The 18,897-nt window shown below is 73.5% G+C and carries 21 protein-coding genes; 17 read left to right on the forward strand and 4 right to left on the reverse strand.

The window, feature by feature from the left end:
* Positions 1 to 22: 22 nt before the first annotated feature.
* The 3 genes from VR894_RS12625 to VR894_RS12635 are packed head-to-tail and all read right to left on the reverse strand — an operon-like array spanning position 23 to position 3,071.
* Complete coding sequence (locus VR894_RS12625; protein WP_324652038.1) at positions 23 to 643, reverse strand: response regulator transcription factor; 621 nt, start codon at positions 641 to 643, stop codon at positions 23 to 25.
* Complete coding sequence (locus tag VR894_RS12630; RefSeq protein WP_324652040.1) at positions 643 to 1,872, reverse strand: sensor histidine kinase; 1,230 nt, start codon at positions 1,870 to 1,872, stop codon at positions 643 to 645. Before VR894_RS12630 ends, VR894_RS12625 begins: the two co-directional genes overlap by 1 nt.
* Positions 1,872 to 3,071 (reverse strand): DUF418 domain-containing protein, encoded by a 1,200-nt coding sequence (locus tag VR894_RS12635; RefSeq protein WP_324652042.1) that lies wholly within the window; start codon positions 3,069 to 3,071, stop codon positions 1,872 to 1,874. The genes VR894_RS12630 and VR894_RS12635 overlap by 1 nt, the downstream gene beginning before the upstream one ends.
* Positions 3,072 to 3,235: 164 nt before the next feature.
* On the opposite strand from VR894_RS12635, the gene VR894_RS12640 reads away from it, so the two are divergent.
* Positions 3,236 to 3,847: an ATP-dependent Clp protease proteolytic subunit gene (locus VR894_RS12640; RefSeq protein ID WP_324652044.1), complete on the forward strand. Its 612-nt coding sequence runs from the start codon at positions 3,236 to 3,238 to the stop codon at positions 3,845 to 3,847.
* A complete protein-coding gene (locus VR894_RS12645; protein ID WP_324652046.1) occupies positions 3,844 to 4,455 on the forward strand; it encodes a ClpP family protease in 612 nt (203 codons plus the stop codon). Before VR894_RS12640 ends, VR894_RS12645 begins: the two co-directional genes overlap by 4 nt.
* A gap of 140 nt (positions 4,456 to 4,595) precedes the next feature.
* Here the strand turns inward: VR894_RS12645 and VR894_RS12650 are convergent, their stop codons facing one another.
* Positions 4,596 to 4,994 carry a helix-turn-helix transcriptional regulator gene (locus tag VR894_RS12650; RefSeq protein ID WP_324652047.1) on the reverse strand — a complete coding sequence of 133 codons (399 nt, stop codon included), beginning with the start codon at positions 4,992 to 4,994 and terminating at the stop codon, positions 4,596 to 4,598.
* A 241-nt stretch (positions 4,995 to 5,235) separates the two neighbouring features.
* On the opposite strand from VR894_RS12650, the gene VR894_RS12655 reads away from it, so the two are divergent.
* The 15 genes from VR894_RS12655 to VR894_RS12725 all read left to right on the forward strand — a co-directional run bounded on the left by VR894_RS12655 (position 5,236) and on the right by VR894_RS12725 (position 18,869).
* Positions 5,236 to 7,599: an FAD-binding oxidoreductase gene (locus VR894_RS12655; protein ID WP_324652048.1), complete on the forward strand. Its 2,364-nt coding sequence runs from the start codon at positions 5,236 to 5,238 to the stop codon at positions 7,597 to 7,599.
* Positions 7,600 to 7,609: 10 nt separating this feature from the next.
* A complete protein-coding gene (locus tag VR894_RS12660; protein ID WP_324652049.1) occupies positions 7,610 to 7,993 on the forward strand; it encodes a hypothetical protein in 384 nt (127 codons plus the stop codon).
* 17 nt (positions 7,994 to 8,010) lie between these two features.
* Positions 8,011 to 8,865 (forward strand): aminoglycoside phosphotransferase family protein, encoded by an 855-nt coding sequence (locus tag VR894_RS12665; RefSeq protein ID WP_324652051.1) that lies wholly within the window; start codon positions 8,011 to 8,013, stop codon positions 8,863 to 8,865.
* Between the two features lie 80 nt (positions 8,866 to 8,945).
* Complete coding sequence (locus tag VR894_RS12670) at positions 8,946 to 9,494, forward strand: dihydrofolate reductase family protein (RefSeq protein WP_324652053.1); 549 nt, start codon at positions 8,946 to 8,948, stop codon at positions 9,492 to 9,494.
* Positions 9,495 to 9,535: 41 nt separating this feature from the next.
* Positions 9,536 to 10,453, forward strand: coding sequence for a pyridoxal 5'-phosphate synthase lyase subunit PdxS (gene pdxS / locus VR894_RS12675; protein ID WP_324652055.1), 918 nt, complete (start codon positions 9,536 to 9,538; stop codon positions 10,451 to 10,453).
* Positions 10,443 to 11,018, forward strand: a complete 576-nt coding sequence (locus VR894_RS12680; protein WP_324652057.1) for an NUDIX hydrolase — start codon at positions 10,443 to 10,445, stop codon at positions 11,016 to 11,018. Before pdxS ends, VR894_RS12680 begins: the two co-directional genes overlap by 11 nt.
* Positions 11,019 to 11,061: 43 nt before the next feature.
* Complete coding sequence (gene pdxT, locus VR894_RS12685; protein ID WP_324652059.1) at positions 11,062 to 11,715, forward strand: pyridoxal 5'-phosphate synthase glutaminase subunit PdxT; 654 nt, start codon at positions 11,062 to 11,064, stop codon at positions 11,713 to 11,715.
* A 9-nt stretch (positions 11,716 to 11,724) separates the two neighbouring features.
* A complete protein-coding gene (locus tag VR894_RS12690; RefSeq protein ID WP_324652060.1) occupies positions 11,725 to 12,483 on the forward strand; it encodes a YebC/PmpR family DNA-binding transcriptional regulator in 759 nt (252 codons plus the stop codon).
* A gap of 55 nt (positions 12,484 to 12,538) precedes the next feature.
* Positions 12,539 to 13,117: a crossover junction endodeoxyribonuclease RuvC gene (ruvC, locus tag VR894_RS12695; RefSeq protein WP_324652062.1), complete on the forward strand. Its 579-nt coding sequence runs from the start codon at positions 12,539 to 12,541 to the stop codon at positions 13,115 to 13,117.
* A 53-nt stretch (positions 13,118 to 13,170) separates the two neighbouring features.
* Complete coding sequence (ruvA, locus tag VR894_RS12700; RefSeq protein WP_324652064.1) at positions 13,171 to 13,770, forward strand: Holliday junction branch migration protein RuvA; 600 nt, start codon at positions 13,171 to 13,173, stop codon at positions 13,768 to 13,770.
* A gap of 10 nt (positions 13,771 to 13,780) precedes the next feature.
* Positions 13,781 to 14,782 (forward strand): Holliday junction branch migration DNA helicase RuvB, encoded by a 1,002-nt coding sequence (ruvB, locus tag VR894_RS12705; protein ID WP_324652066.1) that lies wholly within the window; start codon positions 13,781 to 13,783, stop codon positions 14,780 to 14,782.
* A gap of 117 nt (positions 14,783 to 14,899) precedes the next feature.
* Positions 14,900 to 15,310: a preprotein translocase subunit YajC gene (gene yajC / locus VR894_RS12710; RefSeq protein WP_324652067.1), complete on the forward strand. Its 411-nt coding sequence runs from the start codon at positions 14,900 to 14,902 to the stop codon at positions 15,308 to 15,310.
* Between the two features lie 30 nt (positions 15,311 to 15,340).
* A complete protein-coding gene (gene secD, locus VR894_RS12715; RefSeq protein ID WP_324652069.1) occupies positions 15,341 to 17,257 on the forward strand; it encodes a protein translocase subunit SecD in 1,917 nt (638 codons plus the stop codon).
* Positions 17,254 to 18,336 (forward strand): protein translocase subunit SecF, encoded by a 1,083-nt coding sequence (gene secF, locus VR894_RS12720; RefSeq protein WP_324652071.1) that lies wholly within the window; start codon positions 17,254 to 17,256, stop codon positions 18,334 to 18,336. Before secD ends, secF begins: the two co-directional genes overlap by 4 nt.
* Positions 18,333 to 18,869: an adenine phosphoribosyltransferase gene (locus VR894_RS12725; RefSeq protein WP_324652072.1), complete on the forward strand. Its 537-nt coding sequence runs from the start codon at positions 18,333 to 18,335 to the stop codon at positions 18,867 to 18,869. The genes secF and VR894_RS12725 overlap by 4 nt, the downstream gene beginning before the upstream one ends.
* Positions 18,870 to 18,897: the final 28 nt, after the last annotated feature.

The raw sequence follows: 18,897 nt of genomic DNA on the forward strand, positions 1-18,897 counted from the left end.
TGACGCGCCTCGCCCGCCGGGGTCACAGCAGCCCGTTGCGGTAGCCGGCGGCGACGGCGGCCGCCCGGTCCGTCGCCCCGAGCTTGGCGAAGATGTGCTGCAGATGGGTCTTGACGGTCGCCTCGCCGATGAACAGCTCCGCACCGACCTGCCGGTTGGTACGCCCGGCCGCGACGAGCGCGAGCACCTCCCGTTCCCGCTCGCTGAGCAGCGGAGGCGGTGCCGCCGTCGTCGTCGCCAGCCTGCTCACTGACGGAGCCAGGACGGCCGAGTGCCGCCTCGTGGCGCGGATCGCGGCGACGAGGGTCTCCCGTGCGGTGTCCTTGAGGAGGTAGCTGCGCGCCCCGGCGGCCAACGCGGGGCGCACGTCGTCGTCGGTGTCGTAGGTGGTGAGGACGAGGACCTCGGTGTCCGGGTGCTCGGCGCGGATCGCCCGGATGAGCTCGACGCCGCCGCGGCCGGGCATCCGCAGGTCGGTGATGACGACGTCGACGGTGTGGTCACGCAGCACGGCCAGGGCCTCCTCGGCGCTCGCGGCCTCGGCCACCACCTCGAGGTCGTCCTCGCTGTCGAGCTGGCCCCGCAGCCCGTCCCGCACCACGGGGTGGTCGTCGACGACGAGGAGGCGGATCGGACGGTCCATCAGTGACGCGCCTCGCCGAGGGGGACCGTGATGGTGAGGGTGGTGCCGCGGCCGGGCTCCGAGCCGAGGTCGACCCGGCCACCGACGGCCTCCACCCGCTCCGTCATGATGGCCAGTCCCTGTCCGCCGCCCGCGGTCGCGGCACCGTCGACGCCGTGACCGTCGTCGGCGACGTCCAGGGCGACAGCCTCCTCGAGGTAGGTCAGCGTGACGTGAGCCGTGCTCGCCCGCGCGTGCCGGTCGATGTTCGTGAGAGCCTCCTGTGCGGCGCGCAGGACGGTGTCCTCCACGGGCGCGGGCAGCGTCATCTCGGTGCCGCTCACGTGGAGGACCACGGGCAGCCCGCGGGTGCGCTCGAACCCGCGCACCACCTCGGCCAGGGCACGTCCGAGCGGAGCGCGGTCGAGTTGTCCGGGACGCAGCTCACGGACCGACCGGCGGGCCTCCCGCAGCGTCTCGCGGGCGACGGCGGCGGCCGCCTGGACCCTCCCGTGCAGGCCGTGGCCGGGCTCGAGCTGGGCGTCGATGGCCTCCAGCTGGCTGAGCACGCCCGCGAGCCCGCCGGCGAGGGTGTCGTGGATCTCGCCCGCGAGCCGGGTGCGCTCGGCGGCGACGCCCGCCTGCCGCGCCTCGACGACGAGCCGGTCGCGCAGGGCGAGGTTCTGTGCGAGGGCCCGCTCGAGCTCGGCCTGCGTCCGGGTGAGCTCCGCCATCGCCTCGCGGCGCTGCCTCGTCTCGGTCTCCAGCGCCCGGATCGACCAGCCGGCCGCCGCTGCGAGCGCGCCACCCGCGAGCGTGACGACGGCGTTCTGGGCGGAGCGGGTGAGCAGCCCCGGCCCGAGCAGCGCGAGCGCGGTGGTCAGGGACACCCCGGCGTACGCCCACCTCCCGGGAAGGGCGACGAACGCCATCGCGAAGCAGACGAGGTACAGCGGGAAGAAGGTGAACGACAGGTGGAACATGACCGCCGTGAGGAGCACGAGGCCGGTGAAGTACGCCGCCATCGGCGCCAGGGCCCTCTCCAGCCACCCCGGGTGCAGCACTGCCCACCACGTGTGCCACCCGGCGACGGCGACGCCCAGGGCGAGCACCCATGGCACCTCGTCCCGAGCGAGGTCGCCGGCGGTCCGGCTCAGCGCGGAGGAGACGACGAGGAGAGCGTAGGGCAGCGCGAGCCAGATCCCGTTCACCTGCCGGGCTCGGACAGGGGGCATGGCGGCGTCGGCCATCACCCGATCGTGGCACGTGCCCGTGCCGCCCGGAAGTGCCCGCTGCGGGACAGGCGGCGGAGGAGTGCCTCGGCAGGGCCGCGTCGGCCCCGGCGGTCGAGCACGGTGGCGAGCAGGACGGTGACGGTCCAGGTGGCGAGCGCCAGCCCGGCCGCACCGGCCGTGCCCAGGCGCGCGCCCCAGCCGAGGGACCAGGCGGGAAGCAGTGCGGCGAACACCGCGGTCTGCGCGAGGTAGCAGCTCAGCGAGCGTGCTCCGGCCGCGCGCAGGGCCGCGACCACCCGGCGTCCACCGCCACGGTGCTCCAGCCGGGCGGCCAGCAGCGCGATGGCGGCGGCGTACCCGAGGCCGCACAGCACGCCGGTGGTGACGTGCAGCCAGGACAGGGCCACGAGCAGCAGCCCCGCCACTGTCCACGCCTGGACGGTGGCGAGGGCCATCCCGACGCCGCCGACGAGACCGGCGCCGATGCCGAGGACGGCGGTGCGGCGGAGCAGGGTGCGGTGACGTGCGGGGTCCTCGAGCACCCCGCGCCGCGCCGCCCACACGCCGACGAGCATCGGGCTGGCCACCGCGAGCAGCCCGACCGGCGTCATCACCCACTCGAGGAGGCGCCAGGCAGCCGCCTCGAGCGGGTCGGCGATGGCGAAGGACCACAGGTAGGTCCGCTGGGTCGTGACCGCCGGGTCGGCGTGGACGAGACCCTGGACGGCGGCGGCGAGGACGAGCCAGCCCGCCGCCAGCACGAGCAGGGTCCGGTCGCGCAGGTGCAGCCGCCCGGCGAGGACGAGGCCGAGCAGCCCGTACCACCCGAGCACGTCCCCGGAGAACCCCGCGAGCGCGTGCACCAGCCCGAAGAGGAGCAGCCACCGCGATCTCCGGCGCAGGGCGGACCGCACGCCGTCGTCGTCGGTGCCCGCCCCGCGTTGCCGCTGGGCCAGCCGCACCAGCCCGTAGCCGAACAGGGCCGCGAAGAGCGGGTAGGCGCGCCCGTCGACGACGGCGACGACCACCGCGGTCACGGCGCGGTCGAGCAGCCCGTCCTCGACGATGTGCTGACGCAGCCCGTAGGGCCGGTCGTGGAGGTAGATCATCACGTTCGCGACGGCGATGAGCGCGAGCATGAGCCCGCGGGCGAGGTCCGGTGCCAGTAGCCGGGCCCGCGCAGGCTGCTCCTCGGAGATCCGTACCGTGGTCATAGGCCCACGCTAGGAACGGCCCGGGACGCCTCGTATCCACCGATCGGTTGATCGGCACGGGTGGCGGGACCGACGCTGCGACCCGGAGGACCCTCTGCTCTGAGCGGATCTGCCCACAGCAGCGTGAGCCCCACCGGGTCGCGTGCGCGCCACAGACTCGGGACATGAGCAACCACGACACCGCCCCGACCATCGACAACCAGCTCGTCTCCGGCCTCCTCACCCAGCGGGTCATCGTCCTCGGTGACCAGCTCGACCAGAACCTCGGCAACCGGCTGTGCGGCCAGCTGCTCCTCCTGTCGGCCGAGGACCCGCGCAAGGACATCACCTTCTGGATCAGCTCCCCGGGCGGCTCGGTGCCCGCGATGCTGGCGATCATGGACGTCATGCGCACCATCCCCAACGACGTGCGCACCGTCGCGTTCGGCATGGCCGCCAGCGCCGGCCAGTTCCTCCTCTCGGCGGGGACGAAGGGCAAGCGGACGGCGCTGCCGCATGCGAAGATCCTCATGCACCAGGGTTCGGCGGGCATCGGCGGCACCGCGGTCGACGTCGAGATCCAGGCCGAGGACCTGCGCCACACCCGCGACACCGTCCTCGGCCTCATCGCCGAGCACACCGGGCAGCCGCTCGAGCGCATCCTCGCCGACTCGCAGCGCGACCGCTGGTACACCGCCGAGCAGGCCGTCGAGTACGGCTTCATCGACCACGTCGCGGACCGCCTGGACGCGATCGTCCCGGCAGCGCCGGTGCCCGCTGGGGTGAGTGTGCGATGAGCAGCTACACCATCCCCTACGTGACCGAGCGCAGCGGCGGGGTCGAGCGGTCGATGGACGTCTACAGCAAGCTGCTCGCCGAGCGGATCATCTACCTCGGCACGGAGATCGACGACGGCGTCGCCAACGCCCTCATCGCCCAGCTCTTCCACCTCGAGTCGGTCGGCCCGGACCTCCCGATCAGCCTCTACATCAACTCACCGGGTGGGTCGCCCTCGGCGATGCTCGCGGTCTACGACACGATCCAGTACATCGCCCCAGAGGTCGGGACCGTCTGCGTCGGCCAGGCCGTGGGGCCGGCGGCGGTGCTGCTCGCCGGCGGAGCGCCCGGACAGCGCGCTGTCCTCGCCCACGCCCGGGTGGTGCTCCACCAGCCGTCCGCGCGGGGGGAGGGCACCATCCCCGACCTCATCCTCCACGCCGACGAGCTCGCCCGGGTGCGCGCCGAGCTCGAGGAGGTGCTCGCCCGCCACACGGGCAAGGACGTCGCGACGCTTCGCCGGGACACCGACCGGGACCGTGTGCTGACGGCAGAGGCAGCGGTGGACTACGGGCTGGCCGACCACGTCCTGACGATGCGGCCCCGTCGCCTGGCGGTGCGCGCGTAGGTTCACCGGGCATGACCGTGGCACTGGCCGGACGTGCCCGGTGCGGGTCCTGGGGGAGCGGTCGTCTTCGGGAGCGGTCACCTCGGGCGGCGAGCCCCGGGGTCGTCACGGCGGCGTGGCGGTGGCCGCGTCCGAGTGGCTCAGGCCGCCAGGAGGAGGACCTCACCCCCCGCGCGACCGGTCGGAGCGCGCTGCGGCGCGGGCGCGACCGCCGGCTCCTGAGTCGGGCGGTTCTCCGCGGCGGGCGCGACGGGGTGCAGGTGACGGTGCCGGCGCGGCTCGGCGTCCAGAGTCAGCGTGACCCGCCGGGTGAGGTCGGCAAGCGTGAGATCGAGGGCGTCCGCGACGGCGGCCAGGACCTCCGATGACGGCTCCTTGCGCCCGCGCTCGACCTCCGAGAGGTACTGCGGGGAGACGCCCGCCCGGTCGGCGACGTCCGTGAGGCGCTCACCGCGCCGGCGCCGTGACTCACGCAGGACGGCACCCACCACGTCGCGCCACAGACGCCGTTGCCTGGCTCTCGTCGTCACCGGGTCCATGCCCAGAGGGTAGGGGCACCCACCGCCGGTGGCGGACGAGTCCTCCCTGGGCGAACACGGTCGCGGCTCGACGACTGTCGATCTCGGCACCGACGACGACCACCGCGGCCATGACGGGTGGTCGCCGACCTCACCGCCGGCATGGCGGTCGTCCGGGCGTCGCGGCGGGCCGAGCCGAAAACAGGTTCCGCCACGGACCAGGAGGCGGCACCATGAGCGCGTCCACCGAGGAGGGGATCCCATGACGGTCTCACCTGCGCCCGCCGTCCTGGAACGGCTCCGCAGCACTCTGCGGGGGCCGGTCTGGCTGCCGGGCGACGAGCACTTCGACGAGGCGCGGCGGCCGTGGAACCTGGCGGTGGAGCAGGACGTCGCAGCCGTCGTCTCCGCCGCGGGTGCCGCTGACGTCTCCGCACTGGTGGCCGGCGCCGCCGGCGCGGGCCTCACGGTCGCGCCCCAGCCGAACGGGCACGGCGCCACCGGGAACACCGCCGGGACCATCCTCCTGCGCACCGGCGCGCTCGACGGGATCGACGTCGACGCCACCGCCAAGGTCGCGAGGATCGGAGCGGGGGTGCGCTCCGGTGACCTCCAGCGTGCCGCCGCGGAGCACGGGCTCACGGCACTCCCGGGCAGCTCGCCCGTGGTCAGCGTCGCGGGCGTCGCCCTCGGCGGGGGCCTGAGCTGGTTCGGACGGGCGTTCGGCTGGGCCGCCGAGAGTGTCACCGCCTTCGAGGTCGTCGGGGCCGACGGCGTGGAGCGCACCGTTCGAGCGGACACGGACCCGGACCTCTTCTGGGCGCTCCGCGGCGGCGGTGGGGACTACGCGGTCGTCACCGGGTTGGAGCTGGCGCTGCACGACGCCCCGTCCGTCATCGGTGGCCGTGTCCTGTGGGACGGTCGTCATGCGCTGCAGGTCGTGGAGGTCTACCGCGCGATGACGGCGGCGGCTCCTCGCGAGCTGACCCTGTGGCTCGCGCTCATGGACTTCCCGTGGTCCGACCCGATGGTCGCGATCGACATGACGTTCCTCGGGGGCCAGGCCGAGGCGCTGGAGGCGATGCGGCTCGTCGAGCGGCTACCGGCCCCGGTCGAGGACACCCGCAGAGCCATGTCGGCTGCCGAGCTCGGCACCATCGCCTCGGAGCCGACCGAGCCGGTGGCCGGACTGTCCCGCGCTGAGCTGCTCGGCGCACTGGACGACGCCGCACTCGCGGCGCTCGTCGGCGAGCCGATCTCGCCGCTCAACGTCGTCCAGGTCCGGCACCTCGGCGGGGCGCTCGCAGACCCGAGCGACTCACCGCACGGCGCCCTCGAGGAGCCGTACCTGGTCTACCTGCTCGGTGCGCTGACCGACGAGTCCCGACGGGCAGCAGTCTCGGCGCGGCAGCGGGACCTCGCACACGTGCTGCCGACCACCGGCCGCAAGCCGGTGACCTTCCTCGGCCCCGGCGAGCGACTGAGCGACGCGCTGCCGGCCGTGTCGTCGACCGGCTGCGCCGCATCAAGGCCGAACGCGACCCCGCCGGAGTCGTCCGGGGCAACGTCAGTGTCCTCGACGCGAGCACCTGAGGTGGTGGCAGGCGATCCCGTCGGGTACTGGGAGTCGGCAGCATTCCGCGCCGAGGCGCTCGGCTGGGTCTGCGGGGTCCTGGGCGAGCGCGGTCGCGCCGCCGACCTCGTCCCGCACCGCGTCCGGTTCTGGTCCGCGGTCCTCACCGTCCGCACGGGTACCGGCCGTCTCTGGTTCAAGGCGACGAACGCGGGCCAGGCCTTCGAGGCACCGCTCCTCCACCAGCTGAGCACGTTGGTGCCCGACCACGTCGTCACCCCGGTCGCGGTCGACGCGGACCGTGGCTGGCTCCTCCTGCCCGACGACGGCCCGTCGGTGCGCGAGCGTGGGGAGGTCACCGCAGCGGAGTGGGAGGCGCTCGTGGCCTCCGCGGCCCGCATGCAGCTCGCGCTGGTCGACCATGAGCCGGAGCTCGCGAGTGCGGGTCTGCCGTCGCTGCTTCCGGACCGCGCCCACGAGTACGGCACGGTCCTCGTCGAGTCGCTCGCCCGGCTGCCCGTGGACGACGCCCAGCACGTCGACGCCGAGCACGCGCGCCGGCTGCTTCGCGGCCTGGAGGACGTCGGCGTGCTGTTCGCCGAGCTCGCCTCGTCCGGTGTGCCGGCGACGCTCCAGCCGAACGACACGAGCGTCGGCAACGCCGTGCGCGGACCCGGAGGCGCGGGCCACCGGTTCTTCGACCTCGGGGATGCCTTCTGGTCCCACCCGTTCGCCGTCCTCCAGGTCCCGCTCCGCATGGCGACGGGGTCCTGGCCCGACGCCCCGGCCACGACGGACGGCACCCGGGCACGGCTGGTCCGTGCCTACCTCGAGCACTGGCCGCAGGTGACGGCCGGGCCCGACGCCGAGCGGCTGCTGGATGCGGCGGACCGGCTGGCCAGCCTCCACCGGTGCGAGTCCTGGCGGCGCCTCCTCGCCCACGTCCGCCCGGACCGCCTCGGCACCACGACCCCCCGCCTCGTCGACTGGGTCGCCGACGCAGTACGGCCCGCGGTGGGAAACCCGGTGACGTCGCGCGACCCGCGGCACTAGCGTCTCGGCCATGAGCGCAGGAGGGCCCGTCGCGGCCTTCTTCGACCGGTACGCGACCGCCCTGTCGGCCAGCGACCTCGACGTCCTCGCCGAGTGTGACCACGACCCGTCGCTCGCGGTCTCCCGGAACGGGTGCCTGGCGATCACCGACCCCGCCCGGACGAGGGCGTTCCTCGCGCAGAACGGCGCCCCGTACCGGGCCCGCGGCGTCGTGCGGATCGTCGACCCGCGGGCGAGCGACGACGAGGACGGCCTGTGGGTGGGGCCGGCGGACCTGGAGAACCTCGACGCCGACGGCGCCCACGTGAGTCCCGAGCACCACGCCTACCAGCTCGTCCGGGACGGCTCCGGGCGCTGGGGGATCGCCGTCACCACGCCCCTCCACGCCCGCTGATGGCGCCGGAGGACGCGGTGAACCGGGCGCTCGCGCGCCACGGACGGCGTGCGAGCACGCTGCGGCTCCTCGGCGCGGGGCTCGACCACGCGGCCTTCGAGGTCGACGGCGAGCTCATCGTGCGCGTCAGCGGGGACGACGACGGCGGGCAGGTGGACCGCGAGGCTCGGCTGCTCCACGCCGTCGCGGCCGTGTCGCCCCTGCCCGTGCCCGTGCCCCTGTTCGCCGAGCCCGACCTCGGCTGCCTCGCGTACCGGGCGCTTCCGGGGCGCCGGCTGATCGACGTCGACGACGCGTCCCAGCTCGCCGTCCCGGTCGGGTCCGCCGTCGGGAACCTCCTCGCCGTCCTCCACCGCCAGCCGGCGGAGCAGTTCGCCGGCCTCCTCGACGAGGACACGACGCCCCTGTCCGAGTGGCTCGTCGAGGCCCGCGAGATGTACCCCGGCGTGCGTGCCGCGATCCCGGACGGGCACCGGACCGCCGTCGAGGCGTTCCTCGCCCACGACCCTCCAGCCGACCCGGCGGCCACGGTGCCGGCGCACAACGACCTCGGCATCGAGCACGTGCTCGTCGACGCGACCGGCCGGGTGAGCGGCGTCATCGACTGGAGCGACGCGGCACTCACCGACCCCGCACGTGACCTCGCCCTGCTCTACCGCGACCTCGGCCCGGCCGCCCTGGCTGCGGCGCTGGAGACGTACGGACAGGTGGGGGAGGAGGTGCGCAGGCGTGTCGAGTTCTACGCGCGGTGCGGCGCGTTGGAGGACCTCGGGTACGGGATCGACACCGGGAGCACGCCGTACGTGACCAAGACGCTGCGGGCCCTGGCGTGGCTCTTCCCGGCAGCGACGCGACCCGCGCCCGTGGCGTAGGCGGGACCACAATTCGGTTGCCTCGGTGAGCACGACCCTGGTTGGTTGGGCGGGTCTGCCGCCGACCGATCGGAGCCCTCGTGCCACGGACCACGTACTACGTCGCGAGCAGCCTCGACGGCTTCATCGCCACACCGGACCACTCGTTGGACTGGCTGCTCACGCGGGACATCGAGGAGGACGGGCCGATGGGGCCGGCGGACTTCATCACGGGGGTCGGCGCCATCGCGATGGGGGCCTCGACGTACAGGTGGATCCGCGACTACCAGGACCGCTGGGACTACACGGCGCCGACCTGGGTCTTCACCCACCGCGACCTTCCGGCCCCGGTCGGCGCCGACGTCCGCTTCACCCAGCAGGACGTCCGGACGGTCCACGCCGAGATGAGCACCGCGGCAGGGGACCGGGACGTGTGGCTCATGGGGGGAGGCGACCTCGTGGGGCAGTTCGCCGACGCCGGTCTGCTCGACGAGGTGGTCATCGCCTACGCGCCGGTCACCCTCGGGTCCGGCGCGCCCCTCCTCCCGCGGCGCCTCGAGCTGAGGATGACCGAGCTGGCCCGCAACGGGGAGTTCGCCTGCGCCCGCTACGACGTCGTCACGGACGGGGCTACGGCGCGGCTCGCCTAGACTGGTGGGGTCCTTCTCCCTCCACGACTTCCGAGGTCACCGTGTCCCAGCAGCCCACCACCTCCGCCGGCCAGGAGCCTCAGGTCGGCACCGCCCGCGTCAAGCGCGGGATGGCCGAGATGCTCAAGGGCGGCGTCATCATGGACGTCGTCACCGTCGAGCAGGCGCGCATCGCCGAGGACGCCGGTGCCGTGGCCGTCATGGCGCTCGAGCGCGTCCCGGCCGACATCCGCGCGCAGGGCGGCATCTCGCGGATGAGCGACCCGGACATGATCGACGGCATCATCGAGGCGGTCTCGATCCCCGTCATGGCCAAGGCCCGGATCGGGCACTTCGTCGAGGCCCAGGTGCTGCAGAGCCTGGGGGTCGACTACGTCGACGAGTCCGAGGTGCTCAGCCCGGCCGACTTCGAGAACCACATCGACAAGTGGGCGTTCACCGTCCCCTTCGTCTGCGGCGCCACGAACCTCGGGGAGGCGCTGCGCCGGATCTCCGAGGGTGCGGCGATGATCCGCTCCAAGGGGGAGGCCGGCACCGGCGACGTCTCCAACGCGACCACGCACATGCGCCGGATCCGGCAGGACATCCGGCGCCTCACCTCGCTCCCGGAGGACGAGCTCTACGTCGCGGCCAAGGAGCTGCAGGCGCCGTACGACCTCGTCGCCGAGGTCGCCCGCACAGGCTCGCTGCCGGTCGTGCTGTTCACCGCCGGCGGGATCGCCACCCCCGCGGACGCCGCGATGATGATGCAGCTGGGCGCCCAGGGCGTGTTCGTGGGCTCGGGCATCTTCAAGTCCGGGAACCCCGCGCAGCGGGCGGCCGCGATCGTCAAGGCCACCACCTTCCACGACGACCCCGACGTCGTGGCCCAGGTCTCCCGCGGCCTCGGTGAGGCGATGGTCGGCATCAACGTCGACGACCTCCCGGTCCCGCACCGGCTGGCGGAGCGTGGCTGGTAGCCCCGACCGGGACACCGGGCTGCCGGCCGGCGTCCTGGGCTACGGCCTGGGCCCGGAGTGGGAGCCCGGACCCGACGGCGTGCCCTTTCGCCGGGCGGCCCGGGTCATCCTCCTCGACCCCGTCGACCGGGTCCTCCTGCTGCGGGGGCACGACTCCGTCGAGACCACGCGGACGTGGTGGTTCACCGTCGGTGGCGGCCTCGAGCCGGGGGAGGACTCCCGCGCGGGCGCCGTCCGTGAGCTGCGCGAGGAGACCGGCCTGCGGGTCGCACCGGAGGACCTCCAGGGCCCGGTGCTCACCCGCAGCGCGCTCTTCGACTTCTCCCACGTGACCTGCCGCCAGGACGAGGAGTTCTTCCTCGCCCGCGGGCGGGAGACCCGGCTGGACGTCTCCGGGTGGACCGCCCTCGAGCGCGAGGTCGTCGACGAGCTGCGCTGGTGGCACCTCGACGAGCTCGACTCCGCGGTGGCGGACGGGGCGGTCGTCTACCCGGCCGCCCTTCCCTCGCTGGCCCGGCGACTCACCGCCGGCTGGGACGGCAGCACCGTCCACGTCGTGGAGTGAGGGTCCCCGCGGTCGTGCGGGGGACGTCGTAGACTGGTCGTTCGTGACTGCTCCGACGATCGGTGTCCTCGCCCTCCAGGGCGACGTGCGCGAGCACCTCGCGGCCCTGGGGACGGCCGGTGCCCACCCCGTGAGCGTGCGCCGTCCGGCGGAGCTGGCCGCGGTCGACGGGCTGGTCCTGCCCGGGGGCGAGTCCAGCACCATCGGCCGGCTGCTCGCCACCTTCGACCTGCTCGACGACCTCCGGGAGCGGATCCGGGCCGGGCTGCCGGTGTACGGCTCGTGCGCCGGCATGGTGCTGCTCGCCGACCGCGTGCCCGACGCGGCCGGCCCGCTGCTCGGCGGGATGGACGTCACCGTCCGGCGCAACGCCTTCGGCCGGCAGGTCGACTCCTTCGAGGAGGACCTGCACGCCCCTGGCCTGGGCACCGGCGACGGACCGCTTCGCGCCGTGTACATCCGGGCGCCGTGGGTCGAGGAGGCCGGCGCCGGCGTGGACGTCCTGGCCCGCGTGAGTTCGGGGCCCGCCGCCGGTAGGATCGTGGCGGCTCGACAGGGCGCGTTGCTCGCCACCGCCTTTCACCCGGAGATCAGCGGCGACGCGCGGGTGCATCGCGTGTTCGTCGACATGGTGCGCGACCACCTCGCGACTCCTGTCCGTCGCCGTCCCTCCGGGGACGCACCCGCCAGAAGCTAAGGAGCACTCATGTCCGGTCACTCCAAGTGGGCAACCACGAAGCACAAGAAGGCGGCCATCGACGCCAAGCGCGGCAAGCTGTTCGCGCGCCTGGTGAAGAACGTCGAGGTCGCGGCGCGCACCGGCGGCGGCGACCCGGCCGGCAACCCCACGCTGTACGACGCCATCCAGAAGGCCAAGAAGAACTCCGTCCCGGCCGACAACATCGACCGCGCCGTCAAGCGCGGCTCCGGCGCCGAGGCCGGCGGCGCGGACTACGAGACCATCATGTACGAGGGCTACGCCCCCGGCGGTGTCGCCGTGCTCGTCGAGTGCCTCACCGACAACCGCAACCGGGCGGCGTCGGACGTGCGCGTCGCGTTCACGCGCAACGGCGGGACCCTCGCCGACCCCGGGTCGGTGTCCTACCTCTTCCACCGGCGTGGCGTCGTCGTCGTCCCCAAGACCGACGGGCTCACCGAGGACGACGTCCTCGGTGCGGTCCTCGACGCGGGCGCGGAGGAGGTCACCGACCTCGGTGAGAGCTTCGAGATCGTCAGCGAGGCGACCGACGTCGTCGGTGTCCGCAGCGCCCTCCAGGATGCCGGCCTCGACTACGACTCGGCCGAGGCGCAGTTCGTCCCCTCCATGGAGGTCGAGGTCGACGTCGACGGCGCCCGCAAGGTGCTCCGCCTCATCGACGCCCTCGAGGACTGCGACGACGTGCAGAACGTCTTCGCCAACTTCGACGCCTCCGACGAGGTGCTGGCCGCGCTCGACGCGGAGTGACCGCCGGGCGGTGTCGCTACCGCCCGGCGTCCCACCCGGCTGCGACACTGACGGCATGCGCGTCCTCGGAGTCGACCCCGGCCTCACCCGTTGCGGCCTCGGCGTCGTCGACTCCGGGCCCCGGCGCACGCTCTCGGCGGTCGCCGTCGGCGTGCTCCGAACGCCGACCGACATGCCGATCCAGCAGCGGCTGCTCACCATCTCCGCGGGGATCGAGGAGTGGATCGTCACCCACGACGTCGACGCCGTCGCGGTCGAGCGCGTCTTCGCACAGCACAACGTGAGCTCGGTCATGGGCACGGCGCAGGTAGCCGGCCTGGCGATGGTCGCGGCCGCCCGCGCGGGCCTGCCGCTGGGCATGCACACGCCGAGCGAGGTCAAGGCCGCGGTCACCGGCTCCGGCCGGGCCGACAAGCCGCAGGTGCAGGAGATGGTGCGCCGGATTTTGCGTCTCGCCGAGCGGCCTCAGCCCGCGGACGCCGCGGACGCCCTCGCCCTGGCCGTGTGCCACCTGTGGCGTGCCGGGACACCCGGCGCCGGTGCGGCCTCCCGCGCTGCGACCCCCGCGCAGGAGGCCTGGGCGCGGGCCGAGCTGGCGGCGCGCCGCACCCGGTCCGTCATCCCCACCCGGTAGCCTTTCGCACGTACGTTCGCCCGGTCCACCTCCGGGCCGGGAGAGGAGTCAGTGTGATCGCCAGCGTCCGGGGGACGGTCGAGACCGTGCGGCTCGACTCCGCAGTGGTCGAGGTGGGCGGGGTCGGCATGCTCGTCCACGCCGCTCCCGCGACCCTCGCCGAGCTGCGCCTGGGTGCGGAGGCGCGGCTGTCCACCTCGCTTGTCGTGCGCGAGGACTCGCTCACCCTGTACGGCTTCGTCGACGACGACGAGCGCGAGGTCTTCGAGATCCTCCAGACCGTCTCGGGCGTGGGACCCCGGCTCGCCCTGGCCGTCCTCGCGGTGCACCGGCCGGACGAGCTCCGCACCGCGGTGGCCGGCGAGGACGTCGTGGCGCTCACCCGCGTCCCGGGCATCGGCAAGAAGGGCGCGCAGCGGATCCTCCTCGAGCTCGGCGACAAGCTCGGGCCCGCCCGCAACGGGCTCCCCGTCGCCCCGGCGGCCCAGGACTCCCAGCCGGAGGTGGTCGACGCCCTCGTCCAGCTCGGCTGGTCGACCAAGCCGGCGGAGGAGGCGGTCGCCGCCGTGCTCGCGGAGCCCGACTCGCAGCGCGACGTCGCCGCCGTCCTGCGCGCGGCCCTGCTGCACCTCGGGGGGCACGCGCGTGGTTGAGGACGCCTACATGGACGCGGAGGCCGACGAGCTGGAACGCGCGGCCGAGGCGGCGCTGCGCCCCCGGCGGCTGGCGGACTTCGTCGGCCAGGCCGTGGTGCGCGACCAGCTCGCGCTCGTGCTGGACGCCGCCCGCGGACGCGGCAAGGCCCCGGACCACGTCCTGCTCTCCGGCCCGCCCGGTCTGGGCAAGACCACCCTGGCGATGATCATCGCCGCCGAGGTGGAGGGCACCCTGCGCCTCACGTCCGGGCCGGCCGTCCAGCACCCCGGCGACCTCGCCGCGATCCTGTCCTCGCTGCAGGAGCACGACGTGCTGTTCATCGACGAGATCCACCGCCTCGCCCGGCCGGTGGAGGAGATGCTCTACCTCGCCATGGAGGACTTCCGCGTCGACGTCGTCGTCGGCAAGGGCCCCGGCGCGACCGCCATCCCGCTCACCCTGCCACGCTTCACCGTGGTCGGCGCCACCACCCGGGCCGGGCTGCTGCCCGCGCCGCTGCGGGACCGCTTCGGCTTCACGGGCCACCTGGAGTTCTACTCGCCGGCCGAGCTGGAACAGGTGCTGCGGCGCAGTGCACGCCTGCTCGGCGCCGAGCTGGAGCCGCAGGCCGGTGCCGAGCTGGCCGGCCGGTCCCGCGGGACCCCGCGGATCGCCAACCGGCTGCTGCGTCGCGTCCAGGACTGGGCCCAGGTGCGGGGGACGGGGCGGCTCGACCTCGCCGCGGCCCACGCCGCGCTCGAGCTCTTCGAGGTCGATCACCTGGGACTGGACCGGCTGGACCGCGGCGTGCTCCGTGCGCTCTGCGAGCGGTTCGGCGGCGGGCCGGTGGGCCTGTCGACCCTCGCCGTCGCCGTGGGCGAGGAGCCGGAGACCGTCGAGACCGTCGCCGAGCCCTTCCTCGTCCGCGAGGGACTCATCGCCCGGACCCCCCGCGGGCGGGTGGCCACCGCTGCCGCGTACGAGCACCTGGGGCTCGTCCGGCCCGACGACGGCGCCCTGTGGGGCTGACGCGCCGCACCGGTGGTTTCCTCCTGTCCTCGCCGTCACCTAGACTCAACCAGTATTTTGCCGCCGGTGGGCACGTGCGCACAGCCGCGGTCTCATCGCCACCAAGGGAGTAGTGCCGTGGAATTCCTCATCCTGATCGCAGTCTTCGGACTCATGATGTGGATGATGTCGCGAGGGGCGAAGAAGCAGAAGCAGGCCGCTGCCGACCTCCGGGCATCCCTCGACGTCGGCCAGCAGGTGATGACCGCCTCCGGCTTCTACGGCACCATCGTCGACGTCGACGGCGACGTCATCACCCTGGAGTCCTCGCCCGGCATCGAGACGCTGTGGAAGCGTGAGGCCATCGCCTCGGTCACCGAGCCGCCCTTCGCCGTCGAGGACGAGGAGGAGACCGACGACGACGAGGTCACCGGCCTCGCGGTTCCCGACGACGCCTCGTCGCTCACCCAGCACGAGCAGTCGACCGACCCCGTCGTCGACGAGCAGGTCGACCGCCCCACCGACGAGAACGGCGAGCGACGCGCCTGAGCGTCGCCGCCACACAGAGAGAAGTCCGCGTTGGCGACAACCGCCCCACGCCCGCTGCGCAGGGTCCTGGTCCTGCTCGTCCTCGTCGCAGCGATGTTCGGATCCGTCGCGATCGCGCAGCAGCTCCAGGAGGACGTCGAGGGTGAGCGCGGCGCCTCCTTCGCGCCCGGGCTCGCGCTCGACCTCGAGGGCGGCGTCCAGCTGATCCTCACGCCGCGCCTCGACCCCGAGGCCGAGGGCGGCGACGCCGAGATCACCGACGAGGACATCGGGCAGGCCATCGAGATCATCCGTCAGCGCGTGGACGCCTCCGGCGTCGCGGAGGCGGAGATCACCCGCCAGGGCGGTACGAACATCGTCGTCGGGCTCCCCGGCAACCCGGACGAGGCGACCCTCGACCTCGTGCGCCAGTCCGCACAGCTGCGGTTCCGGCCGGTGCTGACGATGACGGACCCGACGCCGATCGACCCCGAGCAGGAAGGGCTGCCGACCGCGCCCGAGGCGGACGCCGAAGCGGGCGCGCCCGAGGAGGGCGCGACCGAGGGAGCCACGCCGGCGCCCACGGGCGACGCGACCCAGGCGCCGGACGACGCTGCCGAGCCGACCGGCGAGGCGATCGAGGAGGCGGCCTTCCGGGTCGCCGACGAGAACGGTGACGGCGAGCTCTCGACCACCCCGGCGATCGCGCCGACGAGCAACAGCGACGTCAACTGGATCACCGAGCAGGTGGTCTACGACCTGTACACCCTGGACTGCACCGACCCGGCCAACCTCGTCGGTGGAGGCACCGTCGACGACGCCGAGCAGCCGCTCGTCACCTGCTCCCAGGACGGGCTCACCAAGTACGTCCTCGGCCCGGTGGACGTCGAGGGCACCCAGGTGGAGTCCGCGACCTCCGGCCTGGAGGTCACCGCCGCCGGCGTGACCACGAACAACTGGGTCGTCAACCTCGAGTTCAACGGTGAGGGCACCCAGCGGTTCGGGGAGGTCTCCCAGCGGCTCATCTCCCAGGCCCCGCCGCAGAACCAGTTCGGCATCGTGCTGGACGGGCTGGTCATCTCCGCGCCCCGGATGAACGACCCCATCCTCGACGGACGGGCACAGATCTCCGGGAGCTTCACCCGGGACAGCGCCAACACCCTGGCGAACCAGCTGAACTTCGGCTCCCTGCCGCTCAACTTCGAGGTGCAGAGCGAGGAGCAGATCTCGGCCACCCTCGGTGCGGAGCACCTGCGCACCGGTGTCGTCGCGGGCCTCATCGGTCTCGCGCTCGTGGCCCTGTACATGCTGTGGCAGTACCGCGGCCTCGCGCTCGTCGCGGTGAGCAGCCTCGTGCTGGCGGCCCTGACCACCTACGGCGCGATCCTCCTCCTGTCCTGGCTGCAGGGCTACCGCCTCTCCCTCGCTGGCGTCGCGGGACTCATCGTCGCCGTCGGCATCACGGCGGACTCGTTCATCCTGTACTTCGAACGGATGCGTGACGAGATCCGGGAGGGACGCACGCTGGAGGGCAGCGTCGAGCACGGGTGGGCGCGTGCCCGGCGCACGATCGTGGTCTCCGACCTCGTGACCCTGCTGGCCGCGGTCGTGCTCTACTTCCTCGCCGTCGGCGGGGTGCGCGGCTTCGCCTTCACCCTCGGTCTCACCACCCTCATCGACCTCGTCGTCGTCTTCCTGTTCACGCACCCGGTGATGCAGCTGCTCATCCGCACCCGGTTCTTCGGTGACGGTCACCGGCTCTCCGGCCTCAACCCGGAGACGATCGGCGTCAGCGGCGCCACCTACCGCGGCCGCGGGCGCCCCGAGCGTGAGCCACGTCCCCGTCCCTCGGCACGGCCGCGGGAGCCGGAGCCCGCGGGGCAGCGGCTGACGATCGCCGAGCGACGGGCGGCCGAGCGGCGCGCCGAGCAGCCGACGTCCACGACCACCGAGGAGGACGGCCGATGACGAGCCTCGCCCAGCTGGGCAACCAGCTCCACACCGGCGAGCGGTCCATCCCGTTCGTCCAGCGCCGACGGACCTGGTTCATGGCGGCAGCCGCGCTCGTGCTGCTCTCGGTGCTCCTCGTCGCGTTCAAGGGCATCAACCTCGGCATCGAGTTCCGCGGCGGTTCCCAGTTCACGGTCAGCGGCACCGAGAAGGTGGAGGAGCAGCCCGCGCACGACGTCGTCGCCGAGCTCGGCGACGGGCAGGTCGCGCGGGTCGCGACGGTGGGCTCCTCCTCGGTCCGGGTGCAGACCCAGGAGCTGACGACCGATCAGACCGAGGAGCTGCGCCAGGCGCTGGCGGAGGCCTACGAGGTGCCCGACACGGACGTGACGTCCACCTTCATCGGCCCGTCGTGGGGCCAGGACATCACCCGCCAGGCGCTGCTGGGGCTGGTCGTGTTCGTCGTTCTCGTGGCGATCGTGCTCTCGGCGTACTTCCGCAGCTGGCAGATGGCCACCGCCGCGCTCGTCGGGCTGCTCCACGACATCGTCGTCACGGTGGGCGTGTACGCCCTCATCGGCTGGGAGGTCACGCCGGCGACGGTCATCGGCCTACTGACGATCCTCGGCTACTCGCTCTACGACACCGTCGTCGTCTTCGACAAGGTCCGGGAGAACACCCTGGACCTCGCGGAGCAGCACGACCGCACCTACTCCGAGCTGTCCAACCTCGCGGTGAACCAGACCCTGGTCCGCTCGATCAACACCTCGTTGACCTCCCTGCTGCCCGTGGGCTCGATCCTCTTCGTCGGCGCGCTGCTCCTGGGCGCGGGGACGCTGCGCGACATCGCGCTGGCCCTGTTCGTGGGCATGTTCGTCTCGACCGTCTCCTCGATCTTCGTCGCCACCCCACTGCAGGTCGCCCTCCACGAGCGTGGGGAGTCGGTCCGGGCCCACACCGAGGACGTCCTGGCGCGCCGTCGGCGCACGTCCGGGAGCGAGGACGTCCGGGTCGTCCTCGAGGAGGAGGCCACCCTCACCGCCGGCCAGCACCGTGGCCAGGCGGCACAGCCGAAGCGCCGGAAGGGGCGACGTTGACCGACTTCTCCGCAGACCTCACCGAGCTGCTCGACTCCCACGTCCACGTCGTCCCGGACTTCCCGGAGCCGGGCGTGCTGTTCCGCGACATCACCCCGCTGCTCGCCGACGGACCCGCGTTCGCCGCGCTCGTCGACGCCCTCGCCGAGCGGTACCGCGGGCGGATCGACGCCGTCGCCGGCCTGGAGTCGAGAGGCTTCATCCTCGCCGCGCCGCTGGCCCACGCGCTGCGGGTCGGGATGATCACCATCCGCAAGGCGGGCCGGCTCCCCGGCGCGGTCACCGGCGTGGACTACACCCTCGAGTACGGCAGCGCGCGGCTCGAGCTGCGCCCGGAGACCGTGACGGCCGGCCACCGCGTCCTCATCATCGACGACGTGCTGGCCACGGGCGGTACCGCCCGTGCCGCGATCCAGCTCATCGAGGGGGCCGGCGCGCACGTCGCGGGGCTCACCATGCTCCTCGAGCTCGACGAACTGCGCGGCCGTGAGCGGCTCGCCGGCTACCCGCTCGACAGCATCCTGCACTACTGAGGCGCCTCCGCGGGCCGACACGTGCCCG

The organism is Georgenia sp. H159 (assembly GCF_035607575.1).
Classification (GTDB): domain Bacteria; phylum Actinomycetota; class Actinomycetes; order Actinomycetales; family Actinomycetaceae; genus Oceanitalea.